The organism is Streptomyces hainanensis (assembly GCF_004348415.1).
Lineage (GTDB): Bacteria > Actinomycetota > Actinomycetes > Streptomycetales > Streptomycetaceae > Streptomyces > Streptomyces hainanensis.
This window is the reverse complement of sequence record NZ_SMKI01000131.1, coordinates 1-16,615: the sequence shown is the minus strand read 5'-3', so window position 1 is coordinate 16,615 and position 16,615 is coordinate 1. Positions and strand designations below refer to the sequence as shown.

Genomic DNA, 16,615 nt, shown 5'->3' with positions numbered 1-16,615 from the left:
GGGCGGGGGTGGCGTCCTCCGCGACCAGCCGCGCGGCGGCGGCGAGGCGGGTGGCCGCCTCGGCGGCCAGGGGGTCGGTCACGGTGAACGGCACCCGGATGTAGCCCTCGAAGGCACCGTCCACCCCGAAGCGCGGTCCCGACGGCACGCGGACGCCGAGGCGTTCCGCGACGTCGGCGATGCGGGATCCGGACAGGCCGCCGGTGCGGACCCAGAGGGCGAGGCCGCCGGTGGGGACGTCGAACTCCCACTCCGGCAGGTGGACGCGGAGCGCCGCCACGATCGCGTCCCGGCTGACCCGGATCTCGGCCCGGCGCAGGGCCAGCGCCTCCTCCCAGCCGCCCTCGGACAACAGCCAGTGCAGCGCCAACTGCTCCATCACCGGGCTGCCCAGGTCCGCGTAGGCGCGGGCGGCGACCAGGCTGCGGATCACCTCGGGGGCCGCCCGGACCCAGCCGATGCGCAGGCCGGCCCAGAAGCTCTTGCTGGCCGAGCCGACCGTGATCACCGCGGCGCCGCCGTGGTCGAAGGCGCAGACGGGGCGCGGGAGTGACGCGCCGGGCGCCACGTCCAGGGCGAGGTCGGCCATGGTCTCGTCCACCACCAGCAGCGTGCCGGCGGCGCGGACCGCGGCCACCAGGTCGCGGCGCTGCTCGTCGGTCGCCAGCGCGCCGGTGGGGTTGTGGAAGTCGGCGACCACGTAGGCCAGGCGCGGCGCGGCGTCCTTCAGCACGCGCCGCCACTGCGGCAGCTCCCAGCCGGCGAGGCGGTCGGCCATCGGCACCGGCACCAGCCGGGCGCCGGCCTCCCGCATCAGGTGGAGGACGTTGGCGTAGGAGGGATGCTCCACCGCCACCCGTTCCCCGTGCGTCGTGAAGAGCCGGCAGACGGCGGCGACCCCGCCCATCGCGCCGGTGGTGACCATGATCTGCTCGGGCATGGTGGGGACGCCGCGCGCCGCGTAGCGGTCGGCGATGGCCTGCCGCAGCTCGGCGAGGCCGGCCGGGAAGTCGCCGTGGGTCCTGGCGGCGGGGCCGACCGCCGTCACCGCGGCCTGGAAGGCGCGGGTGAGCCAGGGTTCGGGGGCCGGGAGCGCCGCACTGCCCAGGTCGATGATCCGACCGGCCGCCTCCGGCGGCAGCGGCTCGAGCGCCCGGCCGGGCAGTGGTCTGCCGGGGGGCACCGCCGTCCAGCTGCCGGAGCCGCGGCGGGACACCAGGAAGCCGTCGGCGCGTAGCGCCTCGAAGGCGGTGGCCACGGTGGTCCGGCTGACGGCGAGGGCCCCGGCCAGCTCACGCTCGGCCGGCAGCCTGGCCGCGACCGGCACCCGCCCCTCCAGGACGAGCAGCCGGATCCCGTCCGCCAGCACGCGGTACGCGGGTTGGCGGCGCGGCCCGGCCGAGGCCACGTGGTGGCCCTCCCCCGAGGTGAGCAGCCTGGCGAGTTGCGCGGCACCGATGGTCGAGGTCCACTGAGGCACGAGAGCAGGCCACCTTTCCGATATTGGCCATGGTTTCCGGGTCCAGTCGCCGTCCAGAGTGACACGCATCGGGCCAATCGCGCCAGCGGGCCCTGTCGACGGGAGACCAGAAGTGAAGAAGCGACTGCCGCGCCGCCTCCTGCAGCTGTACGGCGGGCTCACGCTCTACGGGCTGAGCATGGCGCTGATGCTGCGGGCCGGGCTCGGGCTCGACCCCTGGGACGTGTTCCACCAGGGCGTGTCCGAGGGCACCGGGATCTCGATCGGCATGGTGGCGAACATCACGGGCGCGCTGGTGCTGTTGTTCTGGATCCCGCTGCGGGAGCGCCCCGGCCTCGGCACCGTCTCGAACGTGCTGCTGATCGGGTCGACGATGGACGTGGCGCTGTGGCTCCTCCCGGAGATCACGGGGCTCGGGGCGCGCGTCCCCCTGATGCTGGGCGCGGTCGTGCTCAACGGCGCGGCCACGGGCCTCTACATATCGGCCAGGTTCGGCCCCGGCCCACGGGACGGGCTGATGACCGCCCTGCACCGGGTCACCGGTCGGTCCATCCGGCTCATGCGCACCGGCCTCGAGGTGTCGGTGCTGGCCGCCGGCATGCTGCTGGGCGGCACGGCGGGCATCGGTACCGTGGTCTACGCCCTGGCCATCGGGCCGTTGGCCCAGTTCTTCCTGCGGTTCTTCGCCATCCGGGAGACGGAATCCGGAATGGATTTCGAGGAGCGGCCCCGGACGGGTATCCTTCGCTCTCGGTCCCGCCGGATGAGCCGTTACCCCGGGCCATCTTGTGCGGACGCCGGGTGACATCTCCTGTTCAGATGTGACAAACCGGACGCCGGTGGGTACAAGAAGGGGCGGTACGACGGGCGACGCATGACCCGCAACGGGAATCTTCACCGCCGACCGGACGTTGACCTGATGATGACGACAGCGACACCTGTCCTGTGGGCGACAAGCCCGGGAGGCACGATTCATGAGTGAGCGAGCTCTTCGCGGCACGCGGCTCGTGGTGACCAGCTACGAGACGGACCGCGGCATCGACCTGGCGCCGCGGCAGGCGGTGGAGTACGCATGCCGAAATGGGCATCGGTTCGAGATGCCGTTCTCGGTGGAGGCCGAGATCCCGCCGGAGTGGGAATGCAAGGTATGCGGCTCCCAGGCCCTTTTGGTGGACGGCGAAGGACCGGAGGAGAAAAAGGCCAAGCCCGCGCGTACGCACTGGGACATGCTGATGGAGCGCCGCACCCGAGAGGAGCTTGAGGAGGTGCTGGCCGAGCGGTTGGCGGTCCTGCGCTCCGGCGCGATGAACATCGCGGTACACCCGCGCGACAGCCGCAAGACGGCCTAGGCGCGCGCCACCACCGCTGAGCCCACGAGCAGACCAGGGGCACGGGTCACGCAGCTGTGACCCGGCCCTTTTGTCTGTGTGATTCACCCCGACCAGGAGCCGAGGGGTTCGCCCCTCGGCTCGGTCTCAGTCGTTCCCGCGATCGCGTTCCCCCGAGGCCCGGTCCCCGCGGTCGCGATCGTCTTCCCGGCCCTCGTCCTCCTCGGAGACCACCTCGCCGGACACCACCCTGCCGTCGGGCCGCCGCATCCGCATCCGGTCCCTGGCGACCCTGGCCTCCCGGTAGGCCTCGCCCAGCGGGCCGCCCCGCCGGCGCAGATAGCGGGCGCCGCCCTTGCGCAGCAGCGCCGCGGTCGGCGGGAAGAGGCACAGCAGCCCGACCAGGTCGGACAGCAGCCCCGGCACCATCAGCAGCAGGCCGCCCAGCATGGTCAGCCCGTTGCCACCCCGGTCGTCCGCCGGGGCACCCTCGGGGCGCAGGCTGGCCGCCAGCCGCTGCCAGGCCCGGCTGCCGGCGCGCTTGATCACCACGCCGCCCAGCAGCAGGCCGCCGAGCAGCACCAGGAAGACGACGAACCCGCTGGTCATGTCGCCCAGCAGGATCAGCAGATAGATCTCCAGCAGCGCCCAGGCCGCCACGGCGAGCGGCAGCAGCGGCAGCGCGCGCCGCCGCCTGCGGACGGGACGGACGCTGGTGGCGCCCTGGTTGCCATACGGGTTCGGCCTGCCGATACTCATGCGTCAAGTGTGCCTGGCCGGGGCACCTTCCCGAAACGTACCGGGTCTCAGCCGCGCGGCGACCCCCCAGGCCGTGACCCGCCACAGCGCCTCGAACACGATCTCCCGGCTCATCTTGGAGTCGCCCTCGCTCCGCTCCACGAAGGTGATCGGCACCTCGACCACCCGGTAGCCGGCCCGGACCACGCGGTGGGCCAGGTCGACCTGGAAGCAGTAGCCCTGTGACGCCACCTCGGTCAGCAGCCCGCCCTCCAGCACCCGCCGGCGGAACGCCCGGAAGCCCCCCGTCACGTCCCTGAGCGGCAGCCCGAGCAGCAACCGGGAGTAGCGGCTGCCCCCGCGGGACAGCAGCTCGCGGTGCCTGGGCCAGTGCACCACCCGGCCGCCGGGTACCCAGCGGGACCCGATCGCCAGGTCGGCGCCGCGCAGCGCCGTCAGCAGCCTGGACAGCTCCTCGGGCTGGTGGGAGCCGTCGCCGTCCATCTCCACCAGCACGTCGTAGTCGCGGGCCAGCCCCCAGCGGAAGCCGGCCAGATAGGCGGCACCGAGCCCCTCCTTGCCCGGCCGGTGCAGCACGTGCGCGGCGGGGTCGGACGCGGCGATCTCGTCCGCGATCTTGCCGGTGCCGTCCGGGCTGTCGTCGTCGACCACCAGCACGTCGCAGTCGGGGCGGGCGGTGCGCAGCCGGGCGATCAGCGGGGCGAGGGTGGCGGCCTCGTTGTAGGTCGGGATGATCACCAGCACCCGGCCGAGGGGCGTCACCCGCGTCGGCCCTTGCGCTCCAGACGGGTCCGCACCAGGACCAGGGCCCAGGCGGCGAGCCCGGCGCCGGCCAGGATCCACTCGGGCGCGGCGCCGATCCGGTCGGCGACGGTCCGGCCGTCCCGCAGCGGCAGCTCGGTGGTCAGCACGTCCCGGGTGAACTCCTCGGTCCGCTGCTCGATCCGGCCGTCCGGGGCGACGACGGCGCTGATGCCGCTGGTGGCCGCGGTGACGATGGCCCTGCCGTGCTCCACGGCCCGCAGCCGGGACATGGCCAGCTGCTGTTCCGGCTGGCCGGTGTTGCCGTAGGTGGCGTTGTTGGTCTGCACGACCAGGGCCCGGGCGCCGTCGTTCACCGTGTCCCGGATGATGCCGTCGTAGGCCACCTCGAAGCAGATGACGTCGCCGAGGCGGGCCGGGCCGACGTCGAGGACGCCGGTGTGGTCGCCGGGGTAGAAGTCGCGGGGCACCCGCTCCAGGCGGCTGATGAAGGTGCTGAGCTGCTCGCGGAAGGGCACGTACTCGCCGAACGGCACCGGGTGCTGCTTGGTGTAGGAGTCGCCGGGGCCGGTCTCCGGGTCCCAGACGATGCCCTGGTTCTCGACGTACCCCTCCTCGGTGGGGTGGTCGACCAGGGCGCCCACCAGGATGGGCACGCCCACCGCTTGGACGGCGCGCTCGATGGCGGCGCGGGCCTCGCTGCTCTGGTAGGGGTCGAGATCGGAGGCGTTTTCCGGCCAGATCACGAGGTCGGGTTGTTCGACGCGCCCGGCGTCGATGTCGGCGGCCAGTTCGAGCGTCGCGTCGACGTGGTTGTTGAGGATCAGCATCGGGCGGCCGAGGAAGTCCATACCGGGCTGCTGCACGTTGCCCTGGACCACGGCGACGGAGACGGTGTCGTCGGCGTCGGTGGGTACCGGCACGGCGTAGCCGACGGCGGCGACCGCCGCGGCCAGGCCGACCGCCCCGAGGGCCGGCAGCTGGGCCCGGAGGGCCGGCTCCGGCGCCTCGGCGGCGCGGCGCCCGGCCGCCAGCAGCCGCAGCGCGGCCCAGGCCAGCAGGGCACCGCTCAGCGCCACGGCGAAGGTGACCAGCGGGGCGCCGCCGAGCGCGGCCAGCGGCGTGAACGGGGTGCCGGTGTTGGCGAAGGCCAGCCGGCCCCAGGGGAACCCGCCGAACGGGATCCGGTCCCGCGCCCATTCCTGGGCCACCCAGAGGCAGGCCGTCCACAGCGGCCAGAGCGGCAGCCGCGAGGTGCGGGCGAGACCGGCGCCCATCGCCACCAGGAACAGCGACTCGACGAAGGCCAGGCCGACGGTGACGTCCCAGCCGATGACCCGCAGCCAGCTCAGCAGCAGCAGGAAGAACGGCCAGCCGAAGGCCAACCCGAGCCAGGCGCCCTGCCGACCGGTCCGGCCGTGTGTCAGCAGCGAGAACGCGGCCACCGCGAGCACCGAGAGCGGCCACAGGTCGAACGGCGGGAACGAGAGCGCGAGGGCGAGACCGGCGACCGCCGCCGCCACGCCCGCCCGCCAGTGCCTCCGGGCGCCGCCGGCGAGCCGCCGCAGCCGACCGGGGCGACGGGGCGCGGCGGGGGTGGTGCCGGTCTCCGCGACGGGAGCCGCGCCAGGGGCCGCGGCGCCGTCCTGACCTGCGCCGTCGGTCTCGCGGCTCGTCGTCGTGTCTGGGCCCGATGGCACGGTCGTGGCCTCTCTGCTGAGCGGGCGATGATGAATGACCGTACCCCGAAAGAGCGATCAGCGGCGGATCGGGACCCGGCGCCCTTCGGTCCGACCCGGGACCCGCTGGCTGCGGGTCGACCGAAAGCCGTTGTCTACTGAGCGTCCGGGCCCCGCCCGGGTCGCACCAGCCGGACGGACGAAGCCTTCCGCCCCCGTGCCGCGGACCCGCTGGACCTGGCTCCCGCTGGCGAAGCGCCGGTCCGGCACCCCGCCCTCTGGCCCAGCGGCGTTCGTCGACTGCGCGGAGGAGCGCCGACCGGACGTCCTGTGGTGGACCCGGCCGAACCTACCCTTCGACAACCGCCGCCTGTCAACAGGACTCCCACCTGCGCGTCTTCCTCAAAGGGCCAGGTCAGTGCGGAGTGGGCGCGGAAGTTCGACAGGCGGAGCGCACATCGTTCGGCGGTATCCGAGGGTCGCCGGGTCACTCGTTCAGCCGGTCGTATACCGTGCGGCCGGCGACCACGGTGCGCAGGCACTCGGGCAGCGGCGCCCCGGGGCTGAGGTCGGGCAGTCCCGGCGTGCCGGAGCGGGGGTCGGTCGACCAGCGGACGATCCGGCTGTCGGGGGCCTGGACGATCAGCTCGTCGGTGCGCCAGATCGCGTAGTCGGCGGGCGCGCCGGGGACCAGCACCCCGGCGTCGTCGCGGCCGACGGCGCGCCAACCGCCCCTGGTGTGGGCGGCGAAGGCCGCGCGCACCGAGATCCGGTGCCGCTCGGTCCGGTGGAAGGCGGCGGCCCGCAGCGCGCCCCACGGGTCGAGCGGGGTGACCGGCGCGTCCGAGCCGAAGGCGAGCGGGACACCGGCCCGCAGCAGGGCGGCGAACGGGTTGAGCGCGGCGGCGCGCTCGGCGCCGAGCCGGCGCGCGTACATGCCGTCGGGGCCGCCCCAGGCGGCGTCGAACGCGGGCTGCACGGAGGCCGTCATGGCGAGGTCGGCCAGCGCCTCGACGGACTGCTCGGTGAGCAGTTCGGCGTGCTCCACGCGGTGCCGCAGGGCGCGGACCCGGTCGAGGCCGACGCGCTCCGCCGCGGCGCGCACGCCCGCCACGACGCCGTCGATCGCGGCGTCGCCGATGGCGTGGAAGCCGGCCTGGAGCCCGGCCTCGGTGCAGCTGGCGACGTGGGCCGCCACCTCGTCGACGGTCAGGTGCTCGGCGCCGGTGTGGTCGGCGTCGGCGTACGGCTCCCGCAGGTGGGCGGTGTGCGAGCCGAAAGAGCCGTCGACGAACAGGTCGCCGCCGGCGCCGACCGCGCCGAGCTCGCGAACGGCCTCGGCCTCCTTGGGGTTGGTGACCAGCGCGCCCCAGTAGCCGAAGACCCGCGGTCCCGGCTCGGCGGCCGCCAGCGCGAGCAGCCCGGTGAGGTCGTCCTCGCTGGAGATGTCGGGGCCGCCGCACTCGTGCAGCGAGCCGATGCCCAGCGAGGCGGCGTGCCGCAGCGCGGCCCGCTGCGCCGCGGTGCGCTGGGCGGCGGAGACCGTGGCGTGCGCGGCGCGGCGCGCGGCGTGGTGGGCGTCGGTGGTGAGCGGGCCCTCCGGGGCGTAGCCGCGCAGCGTGGTGATGCCGGGGATCCGCCTCAGCAGCGCGGTGGTGACGAGGGCCGAGTGCACGTCGACGCGGCTCAGATAGAGGGGACGGCCGCCGGCGGCCTCGTCGAGCTCGGCGCGGGTCGGGGTGCGCCGCTCGGGCCAGCGGGCGGCGTCCCAGCCGTGGCCGAGGAGCACGCCGTCGGGCGGCGCGGTCGCGGCGTGGGCGCGGATCAGCGCGAGGGCGGCGGGCAGGTCGGCGGCGGCGGCCAGGTCGAGCCCGGTGAGGGCGAGCCCGGTGCTGGTGGCGTGCTGGTGGGCGTCGGTGAAGGCGGGGGTGACCAGCGCCCCGTCGAGGTCCACGATCTCGTCGGCGGTGGCGGCCACCGAGTCCGCGGCGCTCTCCGAGCCGATCCAGGCGACGCGGTCCCCCTGGACGGCCATGGCCGTGGCGAAGGGGTCGGCTGGGCTGTGGACCTCGCCGCGGCGCAGCAGAACGGTGCGCGGCGGGTCGTGCGGGGCGGTGCTGTCGGTCATGCCCCAAGTCTCCCGGCTCGGCGCGGCCGGTGCGGCGCGGGGTGCCGGTGCCCCGGTCAGACGTGCGGTGGCCGCGCCTCGTAGGGGGTGGAGAGGACGACGGTGGTGCGGGTGGAGACGCCGGCCAGGGTCCGGATCCTGGCCAGCAGGTGCTCCAGGTCGGCGGGGGCGGCCACCCGGACCTTGAGGATGTAGTTCTCGTCGCCGGCGACGCTGTGGCACGCCTCGATCTCGGCCACCCCGGCGAGCCGCTCCGCGATGTCGTCGGGGGCGCTGGGGTCGAACGGCTTGACCGAGATGAACGCCGTGAGCGGCAGGCCGACCGCCTCGGGCGAGACGATCGCGGCGTAGCCGCGGATGACGCCGCGCTGTTCGAGACGCCGCACCCGCTGGTGGACGGCCGAGGTGGAAAGGCCGGTGGCCTTGCCCAGGTCGGTGTAGCTCATCCGCCCGTCCCTGACGAGCAGTTCCACGATGCGCCGGTCCAGTTCCTCCACGGTCCGTAACCTACCCGGATCCGGGCCCGGCGGCCTCCGCGCGACGCCCGGGGACAGAACGGGAGCACGGTTCCGCAACAGTTGTGTGACGAACGACACAAACACGCGTCCACCTGCGGTTCGTCTTCACGATTATTCGTCGAATGGCGCGGGAAGTGCTTGCTGTGGCCAACGCCGCTGCGCCGTCCTAGGGGGATGTACATGCGCTCAGTGAAGCCACTCCGTTCCGAACCATCCGGCGGGTTGCCGGAGTTCGAGGACGACGACCAGGACTTCGCGGACGAACGGGTCGACGCCGATCTGTTCCGCGTCGTCTGCCCCGACTGCTCGCGGCCGATCGCCCTCGAAGGCCTGGGCGAGCCGCTGCCGCAGCACGCGCTCTGCCCGACGCCGTGGAATCCGTTCGGGCTGACCATCTGCCCCGGCTCGGGGCGCCTCGGCGGCGAGGACGGGCTGACTCCCGTGCCGTTGGCGAGCATTCACCCGGAGAGCGCCGTCGTCGCGCTCCCCGAGGGCCTCGACTGGCGACTCCAGCCGTTCTCCCACGCCGCCGACCCCGGCAGCCGGCCGGCCACCGGGGTGCGGACGATGGAGCGCGCCGCCTGACCGACCCTCAGTGTTCCTCGGGGCCGACCAGGTGCCGGGCGATGACCGCGCGCTGGATCTGGTTGGTGCCCTCCACGATCTGCAGCACCTTCGCCTCCCGCAGATAGCGCTCGACGGGGAAGTCGGCCGTGTAGCCGTAGCCGCCGAGCAGTTGCACGGCGTCCGTCGTGACGCGCATGGCCAGGTCGGTGCAGAACAGCTTGGCCATCGCCGCCTGTTGGCCGAACGGCTCGCCGGCGTCCCGTAGCCGGGCGGCGGTCAGGTAGAGCGCGCGCCCGGCCTCGATCCCGGTGGCCATGTCGGCCAGCGTGAACCGGAGCCCCTGGAAGTCGGCGACCGGCCGGCCGAACTGCCGCCGCGCGGTGGTGAACGCCACGGCCTCGTCGAGCGCGGCCTGGGCCACGCCCACCGCGCAGGCGGCGATGCCGAGCCGGCCGGAGTCCAGGGCGGCCATCGCGATGGCGAAGCCCTGCCCCTCCTCGCCGACGCGGCGCGCGTCCGCGATCCGCACGTCGTCGAAGTGCAGCTGGGCGGTGGGCGATCCGCCCATCCCCATCTTCCGCTCGGGCACGGCGGCCGAGAGGCCTCGGGCACCGCCGGGCACCAGGAACGCGGTGATGCCGCGGGGGCCCTCGCCGCCGGTGCGGGCCAGCACGGTGTAGAAGTCGGCGATCCCGCCGTGGGTGATCCACGCCTTGGTGCCCGTCAGCACCCACTCGTCGCCCTCCCGCCTCGCCCTGGTCCGCAGGCTGGCGGCGTCGGAGCCGGCCTGGGGCTCGGAGAGGCAGTACGCGCCGAGCTGCCCGCCGCCGAGCATCTGCGGCAGGTGCCAGGCGCGCTGCTCCGCCGTGCCGAAGCCGGCCAGGGCGTGGCAGGCCAGGGTGTGGACGCTGATGCCGAGCCCCACCGTGAGCCGGGCCGCGCCGAGTTCCTCAAGGACCTGGAGGTAGACCTCGTACGGCTGGTCGCCGCCCCCGTACTCCTCGGGGTAGGGCAGGGCCAGCAGTCCGGTGGCGGAGAGCCGGGAGAAGAGCTCGCGGGGGAAGATCCCGGCTGCTTCCTCGTCGGCGGCCGACGGCCGGATCTCGCGCCGGATCAACTCCCGGACCAGGCCGAGCAGTTCACGGGACTCGGGGGCGGGCATCCGGCGCCGCACGGGCGTCGGGGCCGGCGGGTGTTCGGCGAGGGTCATCGCGCTTCCTCCTGCGGGTGTCGGCAGGTGACGTGCCGGGCCGCCGGGTCTCGGCGGCCCACGTCGGGTTGCGGTGTGGTGGTCAGACCGGGATGGTAGCCGGCCGTCAGCGGGCCGTGTCGCAGCCGGGATCCTCGGCGTCGACGGCCAGCGGACTTCCCTCGGGGACGAAGTAGGTCGCGTAGAGGACGACGGGTTCCGTCCCGAGGTTGCGTCCGATGTGCACGTGCCGGGCGCCGGCGGGCTCGAGGACGGTCTCGCCGGCCGACGAGACCTCGACCGTGCAGTCGTCGAGGGTGCGGGTGAGGGTGCCGGAGGCCACGATCGCCAGCAGCCGGCCCGGATGGTAGTGCCAGCCCGTCGAGCCGCCGGGCTCGACGGTGATCACCCGCATCGTGACGTCGGTGGCGCCCCGGGTGGTGAGGTCGAGGCCGCCGGCCGAGGTGCCGGTGGCCAGGGTCTCGGCGGTCACCCCCTCGCCCGGCGTGGCCGCGGCCGCGCCGGGGAGCAGGGCCAGGGCGGCCACCACTGCGGCGGCGAGGGCCTTTCTTTTGGATCTTCGTGGATCAGCGAGCGGCGCCCGCCGCCGACCGGCCGTCACCTGACGCCCACGCAGGCCAGCGCGCGCCGCTGGGCGGCGGTCGGCGCGGCCGGGAAGTAGAGGTAGCAGACGCCGCCGCTGCCGCTGCGCACCACGCCGTTGGCGTCGTAGCGCCTGGTACGCAGCCAGACGTTCTCGAACTGCCGGCGCTGGTAGACCCGGCGCACGCCGGCGTTGTCGTCGGCGTTGGGGTCGTTGGCGACGACGTCTCCCCCGGCGGTGAAGCCGATCACCGTCATCAGGTGGCCCGAGGTGCCGTAGCCGACGCCGTCGAGGTCGCTGGCGATGAAGGACTGGGACGTTATCACCGGGATGCCGGCCGCGATCAGCCGCTCGGCGTCGTCGAGCGTGGCGATCCTGGTGACCACGCCCTGCATGTCGCGGTAGGTGGCCGCGTAGGCCGCGTTGAACGGCCAGTTGCCGCAGCCGCCGTACTGGTAGTCGTAGGTGGAGCGGGCGGCGTGGCAGACCTGAGGGTCGCTGAAGTCCGGGTCGACCCAGGCCAGTTGCTCGGCGGTGGGGCGGCGGCCCCAGGACTCGATGATCATCTGCGACGAGGTGGGGCTGCACCACGCCTGGCCGCCGTTGTCGTACTCCGGGTACCGGCCGATGTGGACGTTCTGCGAGTAGCTGGGCACGGTCAGCTCGACGCCGGCCGCGGCGCCCGGCGTGCTGGCCGGCACCTCGAAGCGGTCGGGCACGGCGGAGGTCATCGCGCCCACCCGCCAGACCTTCGGGGTCGCGCCGCCGCCCGGCCTCCGGTAGAGCGTCAGCCGCAGCCGGTAGGTGGTGAGGCGCAGCCCGCTGGCCGCGTCGTCGATGGCGAAGGTGTCGGTCCACACGGTGGACCTGCCGTCCTCCTGGTCGTCGACCGAGGTGCGGCGGATGTCGGCGTCGCCCGCGGCCCAGACACCCAGGGTGTACCAGGGGGTGTCGGTGCCGTCCGAGTAGGTGCCGACCATCTCGACCCGGACGAAGGTGCCGGCCGGTGTGTCGGCGTTCCACGAGGCGATCAGCTCGGTCGCCGGGGTGGCCGCGCGGTGCGTCGGGGAGAGCCAGGTGGCGTACTCGTAGGGCCTGGTGGTACCGGTGTGGGGGTCGGTGTAGTCGACGGTGCCCGCGGCCCGGGAGAGCACCACGCCGGCGCGGCCCGTGGCGACCACGGAGACGCCCTGGGCGGTGCCCGAGGACCAGTCGGCCGCGGTGACCCAGCCCCGGTACTCGATGCTGGACTCCGGCTCCGCGCGCCCACCGCGGCGCCCGGATCCCGAGGGGGCGGAGGCGGTGGCGGAGCCGGTGGTGAGGCTGGCGGTGGTGCCGACCGCCGCCGCGACGGCGGCGGCGAGGACGGTTCGGCGTGGCGTCGTGGTCACGTGCTTGTCTCCCGGGGTCGTCTCCGAACGGCTGCGGAACGCGGTGAGTCAGGCGCTACAGGTCACCACTATCGTGCGTGCGCGCCGCCACGGCCAGTGATCCGCACGCGAACGCGCGGAGCGATATTGGTGTCGACCTGTGACGCCGGAGGCGCCCGCGCCGCCGGGTCGGCCTTCGTTAGGCTTTCCGTGATGATCTCCCCCGCACCCCACGAGTCGGACGCGCGCGACGGGCTCGCCGGGCTCCCCGCCAGGTTGTCGGCCCTGCCGCCGAGCTGCGGCCGGACCCGGCTGGTCGCCGTCGACGGCCACGCGGGCTCCGGGAAGAGCACCCTGGCCGGCCGGCTCGCCGCGGCGCTCGGCGGCGCGCCCCTGGTGCGGCTCGACGACCTCGCCAGCCACGAGGCGCTCTTCGACTGGACGGACCGGCTCACCGCCGGGGTGCTCGACCCGCTGTCCCGCGACGAGCCGGCCCGCTACCCGGCGTACGACTGGGAACGGCGGGCGTTCACCCGCACGGTGACGTTCCCGCCCGCGCCCGTGGTGCTGATCGAGGGGGTGGGCGCGGGTCGGCGGGCCGTGCGGCCCTTCCTGGCGTTCCTGGTCTGGCTCCGGGTGCCGGCGGAGACCGCCTGGGCCCGTGGGCGCGAGCGGGACGGTCCCGAACTGGCCGGATTCTGGCGGGAATGGGTCAGTGCGGAGCGTCGGCACTTCGCCGAAGATCCGTCGGAGCCCCATGCGGATATCCTGATGACGCCGAGGGGTGACAGCTACGATGCCTGCGAGTGAGGCCTCCGGACAGGGCCTACGGGCAGGCAGCGGTAACCCGTTGTGGGGGTCGTCATGAACGCTGGCACGCGTGGTGCGCACGGGGCGCCGAGCGGGGCGGACCTGGCCTGGCTTCGCGGGGTGGACGCCTACACGGCGGCCGCCTACCCGGAGGCCGAGGAGGAGTTCCGGGTGGCGGTGCGCGAGGACCCGGGGATGGCGGACGCCTGGCTCGGGTTGCACGCGCTGCGCACCGAGGTGCCGGCCGCGCTCCGCCAGATGTTCCGCAACCGGGGCCGCTTCGGCGAGCAACGCGCCCGCCACCGGCGCCCGTTAAGTTCCTGGTACTGGCTCGGCTGGTGGGTGCAGCCGGTGCTGGAGACCGAGCGCGACCTGCTGCTGGCCCACGCCTCGCAACTGCTCGACGGCCGCCGGATGGCCGAGTTGGACCAGGCGCTCGCGCAGTGCCCGGCGCCGGAGAGCGACCCCTACGCGCGTTTCCTGCACGCCTGCCGGTGCTATCTCTCGAAGGACTGGGAGGGGCTCTACCGGTACACGGCGAATCTCACCGACGATCCCCAACTGGGCGTGGAGGCGGGCCTCTTCGCCGGGATGGCGCGGGTCAGGCTGGAGATGTTCGACCAGGCGGAACCGCTGCTCGCGGCCGCGCTGATGCGCTGCCGCAGCGAGCAGCCGCAGCGCAAGGAGCTGCGGTACTGGCTGGCCAGGGCCCGGGAGGGCAGCGGGCGCAGCGCGGCGGCCATACCGCTGTACCGCGCGGTGCACGAGGCGGACCCGGAGTTCATGGACACGGCGGTGCGGCTGACCGCGCTCGGTGTGGAGGACCCGGAGATCGCCCACTTCACCGGCGCCTCGGGCGACTTGTTGACCGGGCCGCTGCCGGCCGGGCTGCGCGCGGGCCTCGACGCGCTCCAGGAGGACGGTGGAGCCGGCCGGCGGGTGCCGTCGCCCACCCCGCCGCCCGGCGGCGACCGGCCGGTCGGCGCGGCGCCCTGGCCGGGCCCGGTGCACGCGCACGCGAGCCCGGGAGTGGTCGCGGGCGGGGCGCCGGCGGCGCCGGATCCCACGCTGCTGGCCAGCACGCTGGCCGAGCTCGACCGGATGGTCGGCCTGGAGCCGGTGAAGGAGCAGGTGCGGGCGATGTCGGCGCAGTTGCGGATGGCGCGGCTGCGTTCGGGGCAGGGGCTGCCGGTGCAGCCGCCCAAGCGGCACTTCGTGTTCTCGGGCCCCTCGGGCACCGGCAAGACCACGGTGGCGCGGATCCTCGGCCGGGTGTTCCACGCGCTCGGCCTGCTCAGCCACGACCGGCTGGTGGAGGCCCAACGGGCCGATCTGGTCGGGGAGTTCCTGGGGCAGACGGCGGTCAAGGCCAACCGCCTGATCGACTCGGCGCTGGGCGGGGTGCTCTTCATCGACGAGGCGTACAGCCTGGTCCACTCCGGCTACAGCAAGGGTGACGCGTACGGCGACGAGGCGTTGCAGGTGCTGTTGAAGCGGGCCGAGGACAGCCGGGAGCACCTGGTGGTGATCCTCGCCGGCTATCCGGCGGGAATGGACCGGCTGTTGGCCGCCAACCCGGGGCTCGGCTCACGGTTCGCCGCGCGGGTGGAGTTCCCCAGCTACTCCCCCCGCGAGCTGACGGCCATCGGCGAGTTGCTGGCCGAGGAACACGGCGACAGCTGGGACGCCGAGGCGTTGGACGAGCTGCGCAGCATCTCCCTGCACGTGGTCGACGAGGGCTGGATCGACGAGTTGGGCAACGGCCGCTTCCTGCGCACGCTCTACGAGTCGACCTGCGCCTTCCGCGACGTCCGGCTCTCCGAGTCGGGGGCGGCGCCGACCCGCCAGGAGCTGGCCACGCTGCGGCTCTCCGACCTGATGCAGGCGTACGGCGAGGTGCTGTCGTCCCGCGGCATCCCCCGGGACTGACGCGCCCCGACGTTCAGCCGGCCCGGCCGTCGGTCCGTCGGTCCGGCGGTCCGACGGTCCGGCGGACCGACGCCGACCGGGTGGTGGTTCAGTGGTCGGCGGTGCCGTGGGCCTCGGCCAGGGCGCGCAGCGCGCGGGCGTCGGCGAGCGCCCGCTGCCGGGAGACGCCGGGCTGGATGGCCATCACGGCCAGCACCGTGCCGTCGGCCAGGTCGAGCGAGACCCAGGGGTCGCCGGGCCGCAGGGCGACGCGCACGATCTGGGCCCAGGCGAGCCGGCGCTTGGTGGTGAGGTTGACGACGGTGAGGCCCTCGGCGTCCGCGGTGGCGCGCGGCCGGCTGAGCAGGGCCGTCACGCCGAACACCGCGGCGCCGCTGGCGACGAGCGAGGCGCGGTCGCTGAGGGTGCCGCTGGCCGTCAGGCCGTCAGGCAACAGCAGGGCGATCAGCAGCAGCACCCCGAACACGACGGCGCCGATGGCCAGCAGCACGATCCTGGTCAGCACCGGCCGGAAGGTGACGGGCAGCGCGGGCAGTGCCCCGGACCTGGGGTCGGCGCTCTCGCCGGTCTTCTCGCTCGTCATGCCGGCTCCCGGGTCAGAGGCGGGCGGCGTGGATGCCGGTGGTCAGGATGGCGCGGGCGCCCAGGTCGTACAGCTCGTCCATGATCCGCTGGGCGTCCTGGACCGGGACCATGGAGCGGACCGCCACCCAGCCCTCGTCGTGCAGCGGCGAGACGGTGGGCGACTCGAGCCCGGGGGTGAGCGAGACCGCCTTGTCCACCAGCTCGGCCTTGATGTCGTAGTCCATCATCACGTAGCGGCGGGCGACCAGCACCCCCTGGAGGCGGCGCAGGAACTGGCGGACCTTGGGGTCCTCCTCGGCGTCCTCGCCGGTGCGTCTGATGACGACCGCCTCGGACTCCAGGATCGGCTCCCCGATGATCTCCAGGCCCGCGTTGCGGAGGGTGGTGCCGGTCTCCACGACGTCCGCGATGACCTCGGCGACGCCCAGTTGGATGGCGGTCTCGACGGCGCCGTCGAGGTGCACCACCGAGGCGTCCACGCCGTGCTCGGCGAGGTGCGCGCTGACCACGCCCGCGAAGGAGGTGGCGATGGACAGGCCGCCGAACTCCCGGACGTCGCCTACGGTGCCGGGCCGGGTGGCGTAGCGCAGGGTGGAGGCGGCGAAGCCGAGCCGCATGATCTCCTCGGCCTCGGCGCCCGAGTCGAGCAGCAGGTCGCGCCCGGTGATGCCGATGTCGAGCCGGCCGGAGCCGACGTAGATGGCGATGTCGCGCGGGCGCAGGTAGAAGAACTCGACCTGGTTCTCGGCGTCGATCAGCACCAGCTCGCGGCGGTCCTTGCGCTGCCGGTAGCCGGCCTCATGGAGCATGGCCGCCGCGGGCTCGGAGAGCGACCCCTTGTTGGGAACGGCGATGCGCAGCATGGGACGGGCTTCCTTCGTGCGAGGAGTGACGGGCGGGTGTGGGG

The 16,615-nt window shown here is 74.2% G+C and carries 16 protein-coding genes; 5 read left to right on the top strand and 11 right to left on the bottom strand.

Features of this window, described 5'->3' with window-relative positions:
- Positions 1–1,480 (bottom strand): MocR-like transcription factor YczR (yczR, locus tag E1283_RS14460; protein ID WP_132818430.1); only part of this gene is annotated, 1,480 nt, incomplete at its 3' end.
- Between the two features lie 112 nt (positions 1,481–1,592).
- On the opposite strand from yczR, the gene yczE reads away from it, so the two are divergent.
- Both yczE and E1283_RS14450 read left to right on the top strand, forming a co-directional pair.
- A complete protein-coding gene (gene yczE / locus E1283_RS14455; RefSeq protein WP_481906695.1) occupies positions 1,593–2,285 on the top strand; it encodes a membrane protein YczE in 693 nt (230 codons plus the stop codon).
- Positions 2,286–2,454: 169 nt separating this feature from the next.
- Positions 2,455–2,829: an RNA polymerase-binding protein RbpA gene (locus E1283_RS14450; RefSeq protein WP_132818429.1), complete on the top strand. Its 375-nt coding sequence runs from the start codon at positions 2,455–2,457 to the stop codon at positions 2,827–2,829.
- 126 nt (positions 2,830–2,955) lie between these two features.
- Here E1283_RS14450 and fxsA read toward each other — a convergent pair whose 3' ends face one another.
- The 5 genes from fxsA to E1283_RS14425 form a co-directional block, all read right to left on the bottom strand.
- A complete protein-coding gene (gene fxsA / locus E1283_RS14445) occupies positions 2,956–3,567 on the bottom strand; it encodes an FxsA family membrane protein (protein WP_132818428.1) in 612 nt (203 codons plus the stop codon).
- Between the two features lie 3 nt (positions 3,568–3,570).
- The gene (locus E1283_RS14440) at positions 3,571–4,380 is read right to left on the bottom strand and encodes a polyprenol monophosphomannose synthase (protein ID WP_132818432.1); all 810 of its coding nucleotides are present in this window, start codon (positions 4,378–4,380) and stop codon (positions 3,571–3,573) included.
- On the bottom strand, positions 4,326–6,029 hold the full coding sequence (lnt, locus tag E1283_RS14435) for an apolipoprotein N-acyltransferase (protein ID WP_132818427.1): 1,704 nt from the start codon (positions 6,027–6,029) through the stop codon (positions 4,326–4,328). The genes E1283_RS14440 and lnt overlap by 55 nt, the downstream gene beginning before the upstream one ends.
- Positions 6,030–6,495: 466 nt before the next feature.
- Positions 6,496–8,136, bottom strand: a complete 1,641-nt coding sequence (locus tag E1283_RS14430; protein ID WP_132818426.1) for an amidohydrolase — start codon at positions 8,134–8,136, stop codon at positions 6,496–6,498.
- 56 nt (positions 8,137–8,192) lie between these two features.
- Positions 8,193–8,633 carry an Lrp/AsnC family transcriptional regulator gene (locus E1283_RS14425; protein WP_132818425.1) on the bottom strand — a complete coding sequence of 147 codons (441 nt, stop codon included), beginning with the start codon at positions 8,631–8,633 and terminating at the stop codon, positions 8,193–8,195.
- A gap of 243 nt (positions 8,634–8,876) precedes the next feature.
- On the opposite strand from E1283_RS14425, the gene E1283_RS14420 reads away from it, so the two are divergent.
- Complete coding sequence (locus E1283_RS14420; RefSeq protein ID WP_243744842.1) at positions 8,877–9,239, top strand: hypothetical protein; 363 nt, start codon at positions 8,877–8,879, stop codon at positions 9,237–9,239.
- A 7-nt stretch (positions 9,240–9,246) separates the two neighbouring features.
- Here the strand turns inward: E1283_RS14420 and E1283_RS14415 are convergent, their stop codons facing one another.
- From E1283_RS14415 to E1283_RS14405, 3 genes are all read right to left on the bottom strand, one after another.
- On the bottom strand, positions 9,247–10,431 hold the full coding sequence (locus E1283_RS14415) for an acyl-CoA dehydrogenase family protein (RefSeq protein WP_132818423.1): 1,185 nt from the start codon (positions 10,429–10,431) through the stop codon (positions 9,247–9,249).
- Between the two features lie 106 nt (positions 10,432–10,537).
- Positions 10,538–10,948, bottom strand: coding sequence for a cupin domain-containing protein (locus E1283_RS14410; protein ID WP_132818431.1), 411 nt, complete (start codon positions 10,946–10,948; stop codon positions 10,538–10,540).
- A gap of 80 nt (positions 10,949–11,028) precedes the next feature.
- Complete coding sequence (locus E1283_RS14405; RefSeq protein ID WP_132818422.1) at positions 11,029–12,405, bottom strand: peptidase C39 family protein; 1,377 nt, start codon at positions 12,403–12,405, stop codon at positions 11,029–11,031.
- A gap of 192 nt (positions 12,406–12,597) precedes the next feature.
- On the opposite strand from E1283_RS14405, the gene E1283_RS14400 reads away from it, so the two are divergent.
- The gene (locus tag E1283_RS14400) at positions 12,598–13,194 is read left to right on the top strand and encodes a uridine kinase family protein (RefSeq protein ID WP_132818421.1); all 597 of its coding nucleotides are present in this window, start codon (positions 12,598–12,600) and stop codon (positions 13,192–13,194) included.
- 54 nt (positions 13,195–13,248) lie between these two features.
- A complete protein-coding gene (locus E1283_RS14395; protein WP_132818420.1) occupies positions 13,249–15,123 on the top strand; it encodes an AAA family ATPase in 1,875 nt (624 codons plus the stop codon).
- Positions 15,124–15,211: 88 nt separating this feature from the next.
- On the opposite strand, the gene E1283_RS14390 is transcribed toward E1283_RS14395, so the two are convergent.
- Positions 15,212–15,706 carry a PH domain-containing protein gene (locus E1283_RS14390; RefSeq protein WP_132818419.1) on the bottom strand — a complete coding sequence of 165 codons (495 nt, stop codon included), beginning with the start codon at positions 15,704–15,706 and terminating at the stop codon, positions 15,212–15,214.
- A 13-nt stretch (positions 15,707–15,719) separates the two neighbouring features.
- Positions 15,720–16,571: an ATP phosphoribosyltransferase gene (hisG, locus tag E1283_RS14385; protein WP_132818418.1), complete on the bottom strand. Its 852-nt coding sequence runs from the start codon at positions 16,569–16,571 to the stop codon at positions 15,720–15,722.
- Positions 16,572–16,615 lie beyond the last annotated feature (44 nt).